The organism is Chryseobacterium polytrichastri, assembly GCF_900142445.1.
Lineage (GTDB): Bacteria > Bacteroidota > Bacteroidia > Flavobacteriales > Weeksellaceae > Chryseobacterium > Chryseobacterium polytrichastri.
On record NZ_FRAV01000012.1, the window covers coordinates 77,754 to 94,957 of the forward strand.

Annotated in this window: 18 protein-coding genes; 4 read left to right on the plus strand and 14 right to left on the minus strand. The window is 32.3% G+C overall.

What is annotated here, in order from left to right:
- Positions 1-103: 103 nt before the first annotated feature.
- On the minus strand, positions 104-1,660 hold the full coding sequence (locus tag BUB80_RS09455) for a tetratricopeptide repeat protein (protein ID WP_073292684.1): 1,557 nt from the start codon (positions 1,658-1,660) through the stop codon (positions 104-106).
- Positions 1,661-1,833: 173 nt separating this feature from the next.
- Between BUB80_RS09455 and BUB80_RS09460 the strand changes: the two genes are divergently transcribed.
- The 3 genes from BUB80_RS09460 (at position 1,834) to BUB80_RS09470 (ending at position 3,596) form a co-directional block, all read left to right on the plus strand.
- Entirely contained in the window at positions 1,834-2,463 is a 630-nt protein-coding gene (locus tag BUB80_RS09460; protein WP_073292685.1) for a Crp/Fnr family transcriptional regulator, read from the plus strand.
- Between the two features lie 79 nt (positions 2,464-2,542).
- Positions 2,543-3,106 (plus strand): YeeE/YedE family protein, encoded by a 564-nt coding sequence (locus BUB80_RS09465; protein WP_073292686.1) that lies wholly within the window; start codon positions 2,543-2,545, stop codon positions 3,104-3,106.
- Positions 3,107-3,116: 10 nt separating this feature from the next.
- Positions 3,117-3,596, plus strand: coding sequence for a YeeE/YedE family protein (locus BUB80_RS09470; protein ID WP_073292687.1), 480 nt, complete (start codon positions 3,117-3,119; stop codon positions 3,594-3,596).
- Positions 3,597-3,688: 92 nt separating this feature from the next.
- Here the strand turns inward: BUB80_RS09470 and BUB80_RS09475 are convergent, their stop codons facing one another.
- From BUB80_RS09475 to BUB80_RS09535, 13 genes are all read right to left on the minus strand, one after another.
- Positions 3,689-5,254: an ABC transporter permease/substrate-binding protein gene (locus BUB80_RS09475; RefSeq protein WP_073292688.1), complete on the minus strand. Its 1,566-nt coding sequence runs from the start codon at positions 5,252-5,254 to the stop codon at positions 3,689-3,691.
- The gene (locus BUB80_RS09480) at positions 5,251-6,171 is read right to left on the minus strand and encodes an ABC transporter ATP-binding protein (protein WP_073292689.1); all 921 of its coding nucleotides are present in this window, start codon (positions 6,169-6,171) and stop codon (positions 5,251-5,253) included. The genes BUB80_RS09475 and BUB80_RS09480 overlap by 4 nt, the downstream gene beginning before the upstream one ends.
- Before the next feature lie 9 nt (positions 6,172-6,180).
- Positions 6,181-7,353 carry an ergothioneine biosynthesis protein EgtB gene (egtB, locus tag BUB80_RS09485; RefSeq protein ID WP_073292690.1) on the minus strand — a complete coding sequence of 391 codons (1,173 nt, stop codon included), beginning with the start codon at positions 7,351-7,353 and terminating at the stop codon, positions 6,181-6,183.
- Positions 7,354-7,374: 21 nt separating this feature from the next.
- Positions 7,375-8,358 carry an L-histidine N(alpha)-methyltransferase gene (locus BUB80_RS09490; protein WP_073292691.1) on the minus strand — a complete coding sequence of 328 codons (984 nt, stop codon included), beginning with the start codon at positions 8,356-8,358 and terminating at the stop codon, positions 7,375-7,377.
- Between the two features lie 168 nt (positions 8,359-8,526).
- A complete protein-coding gene (locus BUB80_RS09495) occupies positions 8,527-8,856 on the minus strand; it encodes a DUF4280 domain-containing protein (protein ID WP_073292692.1) in 330 nt (109 codons plus the stop codon).
- A 13-nt stretch (positions 8,857-8,869) separates the two neighbouring features.
- A complete protein-coding gene (locus tag BUB80_RS09500; protein ID WP_073292693.1) occupies positions 8,870-9,394 on the minus strand; it encodes a hypothetical protein in 525 nt (174 codons plus the stop codon).
- An 11-nt stretch (positions 9,395-9,405) separates the two neighbouring features.
- Positions 9,406-9,732, minus strand: coding sequence for a hypothetical protein (locus tag BUB80_RS09505; RefSeq protein ID WP_073292694.1), 327 nt, complete (start codon positions 9,730-9,732; stop codon positions 9,406-9,408).
- Between the two features lie 207 nt (positions 9,733-9,939).
- Positions 9,940-10,653, minus strand: coding sequence for a hypothetical protein (locus BUB80_RS09510; protein WP_073292695.1), 714 nt, complete (start codon positions 10,651-10,653; stop codon positions 9,940-9,942).
- A 243-nt stretch (positions 10,654-10,896) separates the two neighbouring features.
- Positions 10,897-11,379 (minus strand): hypothetical protein, encoded by a 483-nt coding sequence (locus BUB80_RS09515; protein WP_073292696.1) that lies wholly within the window; start codon positions 11,377-11,379, stop codon positions 10,897-10,899.
- Positions 11,380-11,385: 6 nt separating this feature from the next.
- Entirely contained in the window at positions 11,386-11,946 is a 561-nt protein-coding gene (locus BUB80_RS09520) for a hypothetical protein (protein WP_073292697.1), read from the minus strand.
- Entirely contained in the window at positions 11,947-13,116 is a 1,170-nt protein-coding gene (locus BUB80_RS09525; RefSeq protein ID WP_139262635.1) for a hypothetical protein, read from the minus strand.
- A gap of 11 nt (positions 13,117-13,127) precedes the next feature.
- On the minus strand, positions 13,128-15,320 hold the full coding sequence (locus BUB80_RS09530) for a phage baseplate assembly protein V (RefSeq protein WP_073292699.1): 2,193 nt from the start codon (positions 15,318-15,320) through the stop codon (positions 13,128-13,130).
- 234 nt (positions 15,321-15,554) lie between these two features.
- Positions 15,555-15,950 carry a VOC family protein gene (locus BUB80_RS09535; RefSeq protein WP_073292700.1) on the minus strand — a complete coding sequence of 132 codons (396 nt, stop codon included), beginning with the start codon at positions 15,948-15,950 and terminating at the stop codon, positions 15,555-15,557.
- 77 nt (positions 15,951-16,027) lie between these two features.
- On the opposite strand from BUB80_RS09535, the gene BUB80_RS09540 reads away from it, so the two are divergent.
- On the plus strand, positions 16,028-17,200 hold the full coding sequence (locus tag BUB80_RS09540; RefSeq protein WP_073292701.1) for an MFS transporter: 1,173 nt from the start codon (positions 16,028-16,030) through the stop codon (positions 17,198-17,200).
- The last annotated feature ends 4 nt before the right edge of the window (positions 17,201-17,204 follow it).

A 17,204-nucleotide genomic window follows, 5' to 3' on the forward strand; every position in this document is an offset into this window, starting at 1 on the left:
AAATAAAACACTTATCCATGATTCGTAATTAGCACCACACAAAGAACACTTACCTCAAAAAAAGCACCACACATTAACCACACACCTACTGAAAATCAATAATTTAAAATCCATTCAAATAAATTGATAAGTCTTCTTTACTATTTGTAAGATTCATTTTCTTCCTTAATCTTGTTCTTGAATTTTCAATTGTTTTTGAAGTAACATTTAAAATATCAGAGATTTCTTTGGTTGATAATTTTAACTTTAACATGGCTGCCAGCTTTTTATCATAATTGGTAAGGCCAGGATGTTTCTCATCTAAATTTTTATAAAAAGACTCATGAATATTCAGGAAATGGTATTCAAAACCTGCCCAATTATTTTGTTTTGTATTGAGCTGAATTTCATTGATAATATCAGAAACCTCATTCATATATTGATCATTATGGGCAATCTTTAATTTATGAATCTGATCCAGAATAGATTTAAATATTTCTTCAATCCTAGACTGTTCCATTGATTTTTGTAAAAGAAGTTTTTCCTTAAGATGATTATCAAAATCCAATTGTTTCTCCCGTGCTTCAATTAATTTATGTTCCAAACGAAATTTTTCCGCTTTATTTTTATAATTAATTAAAAGTAAAATACAGATTATGGTAATTAGCAATAAACCAATGACCACTAAAGCAATCAAAGTATTCCTTTTACTATTTTCCAGATCTTCTATCTTTTTTTGAACCTCATAATCATGCTTTATTTTAATTTTTTCAACATTTACCGCCTTTTGTTCTATATTCAAAAGCTCTCGTATAGAATCATATTTTTTAAATGTAAAAGAAGCATTTTTATAATCTGCATTCAACAAGTAAGCATTATAAAGCGTCTTTAAATAATTAATATTATCAAAATTCACTTTTTTTGTATCTGTATATTTCCCAAGCTCTTTTGCATACAACAATGCCTTTTGTGCATTATTGGTTGAAGCATAAAAATTGGCAAGAGTGTAGTAGTTTGTAGAACGGTATCTTTCATCTTCAATAGAGTCATGATCCAGAATACCTTTGGCTTCAAGTAAATAATTTTCGGCCTCTACAGAATTTCCTTTAAAAAATTTAAGCTTACCTAGATTCGAATAAATAAAAGATTTTAATGCCGGATCATTATAATGTTTGAAGACCGGTAATGCTTGCTCAAAATAATATTGCGAAGAATCTAATTTAGAAATTGCAAAATATGCATTGCCTAAATTATTTAAAGATTTTATAATTCCCTCTTTATTATGGATTTTTTCATGATACATTAAAAGCTTTTTATAATAAGATATCGCCCGTTTTGTATCATTCAATTGAGAATAAATGAAAGCAAATACTCCATATACTTTTGCTAGTTTTTTGTCATTTTTCTGTTCGATAAAAATATTATCTGCTTTTACACAATAATCCAACGCTGTATCAAAGTGTCCAACATTTTTATATATTTCAGAAGATTCTAAGTAAAAATCTCCAAGATCTTTTGTTAAAGTTACCTCTTCTGCTTTTTTAATGTTGAGCTCTGCGTTTTTCCAATCTTTATATTTTAATTTATCGGCAACATCAATATAATGAGAATAAGATTTTACAGTCTGGCCAGAAAGTAAAACAGCACAAAGTAGAAATATAGAAAATAGAATTTTATTCATTATCGTATTTTACGTTATAAAATTAACAAAATAACAATATTTCTATTATTGAAAAATAGAAAGTGCATAATCTATCCCTTTATCAAGGCTAATCTCATATATTAAACCTTTCAGTCATTTTTTTAAACTATTTAAATTTAATGTACATTCGCTTTATTAATGGATAATACAAAATGAATGAATCTCCTATTCTCTTTAAAGAATTTGCCAACTCTCCTGAATTAATAGAGCAACTTTACCAATATGGAACAATAAGAGAATATAAACAGGGAGAGGTTATTTTAGATGAAAAAGCATCTGTTCAGGCTATTCCTATTGTGATGAAAGGAATGATGAAAGTAATTCGGACAGAGGAAGACGGCCGTGAAATTTTGCTCTATTATATCCAAGCGGGTGAAAGCTGTATTATGTCTTTTCTTGGAGGAATGCATAATGAGAAAAGTATTGTGAGAGCTGAAATAGAAGAAACTTCTGAAATTCTCTTTCTTCCGGTAGACAAAGTTTCTCTTTTTATTCAACAACATCCCGAATGGCTGGATTATATTTTCAGGCTTTATCATAAACGGTTTGAAGAGTTGCTGGATATTATCAATGCCATTGCTTTCAAAAAAGTAGACGATCGATTACTGAATCTTCTTCATAAAAAATCTGAACTCTTACAATCCAAAACCATTATCATTACCCACGAACAACTTGCTAACGAACTAGGAACCGCAAGAGTTGTGGTATCAAGACTGTTAAAACAACTCGAAGATATGGGAAAAGTACAATTGGGAAGAAATAAGATCACCCTCCCCGATTGATCTTGAAAATTTCTTATGTAACAAAAGTAGCTGTAGCATTTCATAATAATCTCGATCTTTGCTTTAAGAAATTAACTACATGCTAGATATTATTAAAGAACCATGGCCTTGGTATATTGCAGGCCCTCTTATAGGTCTCACCGTGCCTACCTTGCTTATATTAGGGAATAAATCTTTTGGAATAAGTTCATCATTAAGACAGATTTGTGCCGCATGTATTCCTTCCAACATCAGCTTCTTCAAGTATGATTGGAAAAAAGAATCATGGAATCTTTTTTTTGTTTTAGGTATATTTTTCGGAGGAATGATCGCTGCTCAATTTCTTATGAATTCTCAGGAAATCATCGTAAACCCAAAGCTTAAAGCAGAATTAACGGGTTATGGAATTACAGATTACACCCATCTTGTTCCTGCTCAGTTAATGAATTTTGAAAGTCTCTTTACCATCAAAGGTTTCATTATCATGATTGTTGGCGGATTTTTAGTCGGCTTCGGAACTCGCTATGCAGGAGGTTGTACCAGTGGGCACTCCATTATGGGACTTTCTAATTTGCAATGGCCATCTTTAGTCGCAACAATTTGCTTTATGATAGGTGGTTTTTTAATGGCTAATTTCATTTTACCTCTTATCCTTTCACTTTAATATTTACCTTATGATCAATACAGAAACAGATATTCAAAACTCACATTCCACTCTTGAAAATAATTCTAAGCCTGCGTGGTATCATTATTTAAAATATCTTTTGGTAGGAATTCTATTCGGAATTGTATTTGTAAAAGCAGAAATCATCAGCTGGTTCAGAATTCAGGAGATGTTCCGTTTACAGTCTTTTCATATGTATGGAGTGATTGGAAGCGCTGTTGTAACGGGCATTATTTCTGTTTGGCTCATTAAAAAATTCAATATCAAAACCATTAATGGAGAACCCATCACAATATCCTCTAAAAAATTCAGCAAAGGTCAAATATATGGAGGTTTGATCTTTGGTTTTGGATGGGCTCTTACCGGAGCTTGTCCAGGTCCGTTATTTGCTCAAATCGGAAGTGGATCTTTAGTTGTTATATTCACTTTGTTAAGCGCTGTTTTGGGAACTTGGGTGTATGGATATTTTAGAGAAAAGTTGCCGCATTGATTCATTTTTCATTGAACTTTTTATTTTAACCGCAAAAGGTTCAAAAGATTATTGCATAAATTCTTTTTAAGAACACATAAGTTTTTCAAAAATCATTTTAAATCCCAATAATTCTTCAAATCTGATATGCTTTTTATATTCAGTTCTTTTGATTGTTCTCTGCGCATCATTAATGCATACGAATTATTAAACCCAAGTGGTTTCAGCCATTGGATTCCATATTGTTTTTGAAATTCTGAATTAACGTATTGGTAGGTCTCATCGGCACTTTGACTTACTTTTTTAATGGTTTCTTCGGTAGGTTTTAATAGTACTAAAAGGCCGGTTCCTGTATATTCGGGGTAAAAATCAATTGCATCATTCATCAAAGCATCAAAACAGATTTTGGTTCCTCCCAAGCCTGTTTTTGTTTCTACTTTATAGTTGGTATTGCCTTCAATCAACATTTTATACATTTCTGTGAGAATATACTGTTCTCCAAAGATCTTTGAACCAATTCGCACCGTTCCGGAATTGCCTTTTCTAGAAATTGTATATAACTTGTTTTTAATTAAAAAGTCTTTGGCAATTTTTTCAGGAGTCTGATGAAGATAATCGGATTTATAATTTAAATCCGTCATAATCGAGTCATTAAATTTACCCGATAATAAATTCAACGTTTTTTCTAATTCAGGAAACTTTTCTAAGGTTTTGGTTTTAATGATCGGTGCGGCAAAATAGGGCGGAAATATTTTCTTATCGTCATTCAACACATACAAGTCAAATGCTTTAATTCTGCCATCTGTAGAATATCCGCTGATTAAATCCAATTCTTTTTCATAAGCTGCTTTGTACATAATGGCGTCGCTTACCACAACAGGATTTACATTCAATCCATACACCGAACGTAAGCCAAGATCGCCATCTTGTCTGCCCATAAATTCGGGCGTAAAACCCGCTTTAAGTTTCTTGTCTGAAACAGAAGTCAGAAGGTAAATACCACCAACAATAATCAAAATCGCAGGAACTATATATTTCAATTTTTGTAGTAATTGATAGCCTGATTTTTGTAAAACAGCAATCGCCTGATCCAACACAACAGCCAATAATGCTGCGGGAATTGCGCCTGCTAAAATCATATTGGTATTATTAAGGGAAATTCCACCGAAGATGAATTCTCCCAAACCGCCCGCAGCAACAAATGAAGCCAACGTTGCTACTCCCACATTAATTACTGCTGCTGTTCTTATTCCTGCAATGATAACGGGCATTGCCAAAGGAAGTTCAACTTTAAAAAGAAGTTGAGTCTTATTCATTCCCATTGCTTTTGCCGATTCAATAACGGTTGGATTTACTTCTGTAATTCCTGTATATGTATTTCGAATGATGGGTAAAAGTGCATAAATTAATAAGGCAGCAATAGCTGGTGTAGCTCCAATTCCAAAAGCAGGAATCATAAAGCCCAGTAAAGCGATACTCGGAATGGTCTGTAAAATCCCTGCAACACCAAGAACAGAACTTGAAAGTTTTCTTTTTCGGGCGATCAATATTCCCAAAGGTAAACCTACAATAATCGCTAAAAGCAATGACAAGAAAGTTAAGCCAAGATGTTGAGTAATTTGGGTTAATAACTTTTCATGCTGTTCAATAATAAATTGCCAAAGACTCTGCTGCGTCATACGATCTGTAGTTTTCGATATTCATTAAATGCTTTGATCAACATTTCGTAATGCGTTGTATTTTTATGATTTGAACTTAATTTTTGTAATGCATTCCAAACACTGGTGGTTTCGTCAAAATTAAATTCTTTATACTCATTTTCTGAATCCATAAAGCCATTCACATCTTTTAAAGTAGCTACTTTATATTCCAATAACAATCGGTTTTCGGCAAAAAAATCAATCACAAAATCATTGGTTGGTTGATAAAGCATTTCTTTTGGGGTACCGATCTGAATAATTTCACCCTTATCCATCAAACATACCCTATGTCCTAATTCAAAAGCTTCCTGCACATCATGGGTAACTAGGATTATTGTTTTATTTTTAAGCTCTTCCAACGATTTAAATTCGGAATGAATATCTGCTTTGGTAATATTGTCTAAAGCTCCAAAAGGTTCATCCATCAATAAAATCGGTGAATTCGCAATCAATGCTCTGGCAATTCCTACTCTTTGTTGTTGTCCACCACTTAATTCGCCCGGAAAACGATGAAGGATATCTTCAGAAAGATGAAGTTTATGGAGAAGTTCTTCGGTTCTGTTTTCTGTCTTTTTTTTGTCCCATTTTAATAATTCCGGAACTACCGCAATATTTTGTTTAATGGTGTAATGAGGAAACAATCCTGAATGCTGCATCACAAAACCAATTCCCATTCTCAACTCTTCTACTTTTTGATCCCGGACGTTTTTACCATCAATCAATATATTTCCGGCATCTGCTTCTATGAGACGGTTGATCATTTTCAGCGTTGTTGTTTTTCCGCAACCGCTGGTTCCCAGAAGCACCAATATTTCTTTATCTTTAACCTGAAAAGAAATGTTATCTACTGCTGGTTTTCCGTTAAAATTCTTTGAAATTGATTCTACTGTAATCATCGGCAAAAGTTATTGAGCAAGTCGGATTCCGGTGAATTGCCATTGTAAGCCGGTCTGGAAAAAGTTACGATAGGTATTTCGGCTATGTCCAAGAGGAGTTGCTTCCGAAGCACCGCGCAAAACCATTTGATTGACCATGAATTTCCCGTTGTACTCTCCCACTGCTCCGGCTTCTTTTTTAAAATCAGGATATGGTAAATATGCAGAATTGGTCCATTCCCAACGGCTTCCCCAATTGAAATGATCGGAAGCCACTTCCCATTCGGCTTCTGTAGGTAAACGCATTCCTTTCCATGATGCAAAAGCTGAAGCCTCAAAAAAATTGATATGACAAACTGCTTCATCAAGATCTAATTCCATCAAACCATTCAACGTATAATACATCCATTGATCATCAACCATATGCCAATATAAAGGGGATTTGGCAGTATTTTGTTTTACCCAATCCCAACCTTCGGCGTGCCAATATTTGAAATCGGTATAACCTCCCGCTTCTATAAATTGTAAATATTCTCGATTGGTCACTAATTGATTGGCGATTTTAAAATCGTTCAGAAAAACTTTATGTCTTCCTAATTCATTATCGAAACAGAAACCTTCTCCATTAAAACCAATTTCATATATTCCTTCCGAGAACCTCAGCATTTCAGCATTTCCTGAAGATATTTCTTTAGTAATACATTCCTTTTTATACGCCGGAAAAAGTGGATTATGTCCTAAAATATATTTAATATCTGTAATCAATAATTCCTGATGTTGCTGCTCATGATTAAGCCCAAGTGCTAACAAAGGTTCCACCGCTTCTGTCATAAATGCACTTTGAAGAAAGGCCTCCATGTGTTCGTCAACGTATTTTCTGTACTTGTAAATATCTGAAACTGAAGGTCGACTTAAATTTCCCCGATCAGTACGGATAACTCTTGCACCAATGGTTTCATAATAGCTATTGAAAACAAAATTATATTGTGCATCAAAAACTTTATAATCCGGAAAATTGGGTTGCAAGATAAAGGTTTCAAAAAACCATGTGGTGTGACCCAAATGCCATTTGGGCGGGCTCACGTCTACAATAGGTTGTACGACGTAATCTTCAATTTCCAAAGGCGAACATATCTCTTCAGAATGCTTACGAATATCTGTATATTTTTTAACTAAATCTGTTGTGATTGGATTGGGTGTCATCTTTTTCAGTTTTTTAGTTCATTACTTTACTTGCCAGACGGTATCTACAAACCATTTTTTGGAATCTTTAATTTCTCCGATCATTCTGAAACCGGATTTTTCGCCTAATTCCTTTATTTTCTCCTCTGAAAATTTCTGTGAAATTTCCATATCAATCAATTCATTTTCTTTAAATGAAATGCAGTCGTTTCCTATGTTGATATTTTGCTCTGTTAAACTTACTAAAAAACTTTTACACGCTCCACTTACCGGATCGTAGGTTTGATAATGTTGAAATTGTTGTAAATTAAAATTGGCATCAAGTTCTGTATTGATACGAGTTAAAAGATTAAGGTTAAAAGCAGCGGTAATACCTTCTTTATCGTTATATGCATTTAATATCGTGTGAGGGTTTTTCTTCATATCAAAACCTATTAAAACGACATCGTCAGAAGCTAGATTCTGGTTTAAAGCTCTACAAAAGCTTTCTGCTTCTTCGAGACTCATATTCCCTATATTACTTCCTAAAAACAAAATCACCTTTCTTCGGGAAGATAAGGTAGCGGCTTTTTGTAGCATTTCAAAATACTCTCCTTCCAGCTTCGTGATTTTTAAATTGGGAAGTTCATTGCTCAGTTTTTCATGTAAGATAGAAAGAATATTTCCCGAAATATCAATCGGCATATAGGTAAAATCAATTCCCTTTTCAACCAAATATTTTAGTAAAAAGGTTGATTTCATTGCATCACCAGCTCCCAGTTCAATTAAATCAAAAGGTTCGTTGTCTGGGGTAATTAAACGGGCTAAATCTGCTGTTTTGTTTTTGAAAATATCCAGTTCACATTTTGTCAAATAATAATCCGGCATTGCCATGATTCTCTGGAAAAGATGATCTCCCGTTTTATCGTAAAAATATTTTGAAGATAATTTTTTAGGATGGCTTTTTAAACCTTCCAAGACGTCAAATCGAAAACTATCCGTATGAAAATTTTCCACTTGAGAATCTTGATTTAACTGTACGTTCATATTTTATATTTTGTGTGGTTCTTACGTAGCTACAACTATCTTGCCGTCAACATCACTCTTCATAAAATTTATTTTCCTCTACAATATTATTTACTAAATATCTTCTTAACTTAAACCTGTTTAAACTTTTTTTATTTAAATAAGTTTAAACAGGTTTATGATAATACTTCATTCTTTTACAAAACTTTGTGTTGAATTAACAATAGATATTTTACCCCCCACAGAACATTGGCATGTAGAACTATCTAGGAGTTCTTTTTTACCATCAATTTCAAAAACAGAAGTATCCTGCCATTTTACAAGAGAGGGTGTACAGGAAGATTTTAAAACACTACATATTCCAAAGGGTTTTATATTACTGTTAGGTTGCTTGTCTTCCTCTGTAGCTTGTAACTTTCCTCCAATACTCATAAAAGATTGGCTTGTTACTGTGATAGGTGCTGGTGTTGTTCCTTTATCACATTTTAATTCTGTATTATCTGTTAAGCTATAAGACATATCTATAATGATTTTATTTATAACATTTTTTCGGTAAATCTATAATTTTCTCTTTTTTAGATTCATAAAATCCATCTTTCATCATAGGTATTCTACATATGAAGCAACATTCAGATATTCCAAATTTTAAATATTTATCTCTTTGAGTTTTGTCAGTAAATGAATTTGCATATATATATGTAGCTGGTGAAAATTTCTTTTGGGTTAATTTTTCTAATTCTTTAAGTGCTATTTTTTTATTACCATTCCTATAATTAAAATAAGTAGTTTTAAAAATAGGAATCAGATTTCTATCATAAAAAGGTTTCACATCTGAATCTAATAAACTATCAATAACTTTAAACTTATATTCAAAATTTATCTTTAGATTGTATTCACGATTTAAACTATCAATTTGTTTATCTGTGGTATCAGCATAAAAAGCTAAAGCATTTAATAGTGAGTCAATCTTAGTAAGTTTCAATTCATGCTTTTCTTGAGCCTTCATAAAAGATAAGCCTAATCCTATTATAAGTATTATTAAAATTTTATTTCTCATTATTTTTTTCACTATTTCCAAAAATATTCAAAATCCTTTGTATAGTATATTCTTTTACAAGTATTATTATCTGTGGAAGTAGGAAATATTCTAATGAAATTTTCACCTACTTTTTTTTCAATCTTATATCCAATACACTCTGAATCTAGAGTACAGTCTTGTTGTGGTCGATAATATATCTGTATTGGATTCCCTTTTAAATTATATATACCATCAATTTCTAATGGTATATTTTTATTTTGTAAAAATACCTGATTATCAATCTTCATATCTAACCAATAACTTCCTCCCATTTGAGCTTTCTCATCTTCTTTTGTTCTAGAATAATTACTTTTCACAATGATACCTTTAAAACTTATTTTTTCAAAAATATTTGTATTGAAAGTTTCTAATGGTAATGTCGCTTTTTCATTTCTAACATTTTCTGTTTGTTTAATTTCTTCATTAAGATTACCAAATATTAACTTTCTATTAACAATCAGAATGATAATAATTATTGCAAATAGTGTATGAAAAATATAGAAAATATCTTTGAGGGTTATTCATTATGCTAAATCATTATTATTGTTATCATTTATTGATGCAAAGAATTCAGTATTATATCCTTTACTAGCTAATGCTATTTTATATTCATTATCTAATATTTCTTTATTTGCAAGCATATCATAATCATCAACAGATTTAATATCGTTTTTAATTGCAAATGAAGTAGAAATATTGATTACATCTTTAAGCCACTGAGGAAATTTTATTCCCAGTACCTTCTCATAAAATTGTATTGAATCAGGCTTCAACTTTATAAATTGATACCATCTAATACCAAATGCTAATCCATCTTTTTTCCAACTATGAACCCTATCTTCATCCATTAACCAATATTTTGATGCGTAATGTAATCCTACTTCCACAGCAGGAGTTCCTCCAGCTACTCCTATATCAATAGTCCCACCATACCAAACTTTACTTTTCCTTGCTTTTTCAAAATCAAAATTTAATGGTTCCCATCCCCAATCAGCATAAGTTCCTGCAAATACAGAACCACCAAAGTTTATACCTAATCCCGCTCTTGCCTTTACACTTAATGTGTTTGCAACAAACCAACCTGTCCATGAATTTGGTGTAATCTCTTCGCTATTTAGCCAAGCAGCAAATGAAGATACTCCTGCGCTAACTCCTCCTCCTGCCAATTTCAAAAGGTCTTTTGCCTTTTTTACATTAAGTAAATTTTTAATTGTGTTTTTTAAATCTCCTGTTAGCACAACAAAGTTTAAAGAGTAGCCTGCATATACATACTCAAAGGGGAACCAACTGTATATACCTTTTGTAAAAACGACATAGTTTAGACCAGCTTTACCATATGCTCCCGCAATGCTAAGAAGATTTATATTTGCACTTAATTCTACACTATATCCGAATGCTTTTGGTAAATACTCTTTAATGTCAATTGTAATATTTTGAAATTTTCTTTTCGTTTGATTCTTATCATCAAACCAAACTTTATTTTAAGAATACTTATTCTCGTTATAATCGGTTTCGTTAGTAAAAAAGTTCCTGTACCATTCTTCATTTTCAAAACGTATCTTTTTTATTATTCCATACTTAGTAGTATCTTCCTCATCGGACCAAGTTTCATATTTAATCAAATAAATATTATACACTTTATTATCTACATCCTTCAATTTAAGTAAATGAATATCTTCATCTAAACAGTGAAAAAATCCTGTAAAAATATATGGTCTCGACTTTATATTATCTAAGCTTATATTTCTTATATCCTCAAAAGCCTGCCTAGAAAGCATAGGATAGCTATATATTACATAATTATATAAGTTTTCTCTCAACCATTTCAACTCATTATAGTCAAAAATCATTGGCTTTGGATTTATCAGACGATTTTCATCAATATAAGTATATCCATCATCTATAATTTTATTACTTACGTCTTGATAACCTAGGTCTGTATTGATAAAATATTTTGTCTCCATAGTATATTAAAAGTAAAAAACTAAATTGATTATAATTATAAGAGTTAAAAGAACTAATGACCAATAATTCACTTTTTTCTTATTTATCAAGTATTTATTTGGAAAAATATTTAAAAAGAAAATATTCAAAATGTTAAGTATAATTAAAACTGCTAAGCAAAACTCATTAGTTAATACCTCTTCTGGAGGTGCATAACCATCATCACTCCATTTTTTAACTGATATAAAGTTTATCAAAGTATCCACTTCCTGTATATTACTTTCCGAGTAAAGTAATATTGACATATAAATAGTTATAAATATTACAGTTATTGCCAAATATAAAAGTGGTGTGATTTTTTTATAAAAAGTAAAGAATTTGAAAAAAAAATATCCCAGTATAAAGAAAAGTATCAAAGTGAAAAATGCCAATAATGGATTTGAATCTTCAACATTATTCTTTTCGGTTGATTGGCTGATTATTTGTACAAAACCAACTATAAATAATAAGAAAGATGATAGTAGTGCCATCAAAATGGCCCATACAGTTGAATTTCTATTTGCGAAGTTTTTTATTTTTTCTTGCATTTATTTTTGCTTTATATAAGTTTTCATGTCACTAGGTACTCCAACTGGGGTAGTACCGCCTTTTACGGGGTATCTTGCTCCTTCTAAATCTAATGCCCCACCATCTATAATGAGCCGCCTGTTTCTAATTGCAATAAGTTCTTTATGTCTTATAATATCAGTATCTTTTCTGTTTTTTTTATCTAATAGATACTCGTAAGATTTATTATTTCTTATCGGTTTTTTTCCTTTTTCTCCTGCTTCAAAATAATCAAAAAAATCTAATTCATCCGAAGTATTTAATGTATCCTCATAATCAGAGCGTGAACAATAAGCATAAACCATTGCTCCAGTTTTATTTGCAAATTTCTGAGCGAGACTTTTCTCTCCAAGTAAAGGTAGGGTGATTGTTTTACGATAAGATTTTGATAAAGGAGGTACAGGCAAAGGAGAAAAAGAAACACCTCCTTCCGCATTATCACTATACACAATTTCTTCATTTATATTATTTAAATCTTCAATTCTCTTATTTCCTAATCCTGTTTTACAAGAAAAACTATATATTTTTGCAGTATTAGAAAATGCATTTTGATTTAATTTGTTTACAACATTTTCATCCCAATCTAAGTCAGTATCACCTGTACTTATATTTGTTAAACCCATTGCAAGCTTTCCAACAAATCCATGGCAATATATAAAAACCCTTTCTATTGCTTGCTTTACTCTTAGTTTGTTATCATCATTAGTTTTACTCTTATTTTTAGTATTAATATAATTCACTGCTTCAGTATAATCAGCAATCTTTATAAAATTACAATCAGGAGCAAATTTTTGGAAAGCTTCTTTAGTTTTATTTAATTGTGCTTCAGTGTAACCAAAACTGTATATTAAAACAGTCCAATTAAAACCAAATTCTTGATTCATTTTGACCCTGCGAATTCCTTGATGTACAAACATAAACTTCCCATTTTCTCCCGCATTATTTCGCCATAAATTTCTCATATTTTTTGCGGCTCCCTTTATTGAATTCCATTGGTCACCATGTTGATATTTTTGAGGGGCTATGATGATGATATATTCTTTATCAATATCATTGTTTAATATTTTATCTGTAAATAATGTTTCATTACCTTTTATGGTGGCTTTCTTTATTGAAAATACAGATGTAGCTTTTTTCGATTGTTTTTCCATAAGTTCATACATTAATTATGTTTTACAATTTTTCTTAACAATGCCTTACTTTCACCATCAACCTGCCCTGCGTATGTGTTTATAATTTCCTCACCTTCTTTATTTATTTCCTCGACTTCAACACTTATTTCTTCTCCTTCATTAGCATTTCTGGTCATTACTAAAATACTGGCTTCCTCTTCTTTATAAAGTTTTTTAATGTTCTTTTCTGCGTTATCATTAAGCCAAATTGCATCTATTATCTTAGGTTCTTTATCATAATTAAATTCCCCTTTCTCAGGTAATTTATTCATCTGTGGAGCTTTATACTCAATCTTGTCTTTGGCAGTAAGCAGTGAATTAGCTCCATACACATGCATTCTGTCTTTTGCTCCAAACTCTGCCTGTCCATCTGTGTAACCAATAAATCTCTCTTTACCATACAAGTCTAGGTGAGATTTTGCTGATATTTCAGTATTGGTTCCAGCATTGATAATAGTTTTCTTCCCACTGTCTTGGCTGATTTCCTGTCTTGCAATAATCTTAATATTCTGTCCAACATTTGTATCCATATTTTTACCTACTTTGGTATCAATGTCTTCTTCAATATCAAATTTTAGATTCTTGGCTTTTATCGTAATAGTTCCAAGAGATGTAATATTGATGTTACCTCCCTCGGTATCAAGCTTGATTTCATTTGTCTTCTTATCTGCTAATAAAATACTTTCACCTTCTGTTAGCACTAATCTATGTCCATCGGGTGACTGGATAGACCTTACACGGTTTCCACTACCTCCCCCTAATCCAATTTTTCCATGAAACATGGCACCCATTGCAAAAGGAAAATCTGGATGATGATATTCAAACCCTACCATTACTTGATCTCCAACTTCTGGAATAGACACAAAGCCTCTGTTCTGGCTGATTAAACCACTTCCTCCTGCATCAGGACTCATCATTCTGATAAAATAGGTAGAATCAGCTATTCCCTGCCAATCAAACCGAACCTGTATTCTTCCTTGATTTAGTGGGTCTATGTTGGAGATTACGGTGGCTACTTGCTGCTCTGCTTTGGGCATAACAAAATCAGGTTTCGGCATAAAGCCTGTTCCTTCTGCTATCCCTTCAAAACTTCCTGTATAATATCCTCTGGCATCTACTTCGTGGTAAGCTTCTGTAATCATCAAAGTCGTGAAATGTTCACTTTTATTGGTATCAGCCTTCCTCATGGCTATATCTGCCACACAGCCTATGTATAAGAAAGGAATGCTTGTATTTCCTGAGACCTTCATAACCTCTACAGCAGCACTTCCCATAGCACCCTTCTGAGAATCATTCACATCTAAATACATATTTGGATTCACAGGGCATGGAATAAGTGAACGTGTTTTGAAAATATTGTTGTTCAGTTCATAAGCCTGAGACGATAAATCTCCTAAATGTTTGATAGGATTATTAAAGCTTTCCATTTTTTCATGGGCACTGCTATTATACCCAAAAAATTCAGGTTTTGTGTGGATAGCTTCTAAATCTACCCGTACATTAGTCACATTACTTTTATCGGTCAATTGAATTCGTTTTTCATTGGCCGGGAGATTTCCGAAATGAAGGACTTCACCATCATAGTAAAACTGCTCTCCATAGGCTTCTGCAAGTCTTGCGAGGTAATTATAATGGGTTTCACAATATTGAGAACTGTAATGGATACGTACTTTGAATTTAGCATCTACTCTGAAATCAAAATTACTTGTTCCTAAAGTTTCTTTAATGATGTTGTTGGCAATGATACCCGTATTTACAGGTTCACTTCCTCCAAAACTTTGAGTATGGGGTGCCGAGTCCATCAGGATACTTGGGCTGTAACCACTAATTATAAGATTTCCAAGACTCATTTCCTCTTGACTGAATCCCACATTGGTCACTACTCCTGCAAAGTTTCTTTCAGGACTTTCGTTTTCGGGGTCTTTGTAGTTGAATGTTACTGTGATTCTTGTTCCTAGAAACTTTTTTGCCTGTTCAAGATTGTAGTTTTGGATTTCTTCTAAAGAATCATGAGCAAGAATAAGCACAAATTGATGATGTCTCCTTGCACTTTGCCATAAACGAAAGTGTTTAAATCCATTGACTGTTTTACGATTAATAACAATGTCTAATTTTACAACACGGTTAATACCAGAGATGTGATTCTCTGAAATTCTATCAGAATTTGAAGTGTATTTTTCCATAACATTTGTGTGTGTTTGATAGTATATCACTAAAATTAGATAAAAATATCATGCCAAATGTAATGTTTCATGTTAGATCTTTGAAATTGTAGTAAAACTACGATTCATCTAAATATTTTTATTTGAATCGTAGTATCTAAATAATAATTAATAACTTAGATTCAAATAAGCTATTCTAGCATTGCTACCTCAAAAAATTTAACAATAACATTCCTTAATTAAAACAATTCAAGATTATTCTGTTAATTCAACCCAGTTTCCTTCAGGGTCTTCTATCACACTTTCATAATATCCATCTCCTGTTGTACGAGGTTCACCTATTATAGTGTAACCGTCTGCCCTTAATCTATTGGTTAAAACATCTACTTCTTCTTTACTTCCTAAAGAAATCGCCAAATGAGCAAGCCCCATTACCATTCCTCTTTTATTTGAATTTTCCAGAATGTCAGGACGCTGCATCAATTCTAATCTTGCAGATGTATCTTCTGATAAAGAAGATAAGAAATACGAAGTATAATGCTTTGTTGGGTTTACATACTTTTCGTTGCTTTTCATATTGAAATAATTCATGTAAAAATTACGGGTCAGTTCAAGGTCATTGCACCAAATGGCAATATGTTCAATTTTCATAATTTTATTTTTTAATTCATTTTATTTTGCAAACTTATGCAAATTTGCATAAGTTTGCAAAATAAATATTTAATCTTATGAATGATTTGAAAACAATTAGAGCTAAAAGAGCAACCCAATTGATTTTCTTGGTATGTGGTTTAGGAATCGCAAGCTGGGCACCAATGGTTCCCTTTGCTAAAGACAGGTTATTATTAAATGAGGCTAATTTGGGAATGCTTTTATTATTTCTCGGTGCCGGAGCCATCCTGATGATGCCTATTTCAGGTATACTAATTAGAAAAATTGGGAGTCGTAAAGTGATAGCCGCAAGTGTGGTTTTAAGTGCTTTCATTTTACCTTGCCTCCTTGTTATTTCCAATGTATATCTAATGGGGCTATTTCTTTTTGCTTTTGGTTGTGGAATAGGAACAATAGATGTCGCCATGAATACCCATGGTGTACAGGTTCAAAATTTATATGACAAACCCATCATGTCTTCTTTGCACGGACTTTTCAGTGTTGGTGGGCTTTTCGGATCATTAGGATTAGGGTTTCTGATGAAAATGGGACTTAACCCTATTTACGCTGCAATTACGATTTCATCCTTGTTAATATTACTGCTAATTACCCAATATAAAAATCTTTTCACTCTTGAAAAAGAACAAGAGATCATTCTAAAATCAGCATCTGAAGATAAAAAGGAAGAAAGCAAAGGAAAAATGCAGTGGCTGGATTACAGAGTTTTAGTCTTAGGACTTATGTGTTTTATTGTATTCTTATCTGAAGGTGCCATGCTAGATTGGAGCGCTATTTTCCTGAGAGATAACAGAGGGATAGAAAATGAATTTACGGGAATAGGATATGCTGCTTTTTCCGTTGCAATGGCAGCAATGAGACTATCCGGAGATTCATTGGTTGGAAAATTAAACAGCAAAATAATTGTGGTTGGAGGAAGTATTTTAGCCGCTATAGGAATCGGGATTATTGTATTGAGTCCATGGCTTCTTGTGTCTATTTTAGGATTTGTTTTATTGGGAGCTGGTGCTGCTAATATTGTTCCTGTATTTATTACGGAAGGGGGTAAAATTAAAGGGATATCACCCACAGTTACCATTCCTGTGATCACAACTTTAGGGTACGCCGGTCAACTTGCCGGTCCTGCATTGTTGGGAATAATTGCTCATTATTTTTCTTTGTCAATTGCTTTCGAAATAATAGCTTTGCTTTTTATTCTTGTTGCCACTATCTATCAATTCCGAAAAAAATAAATCA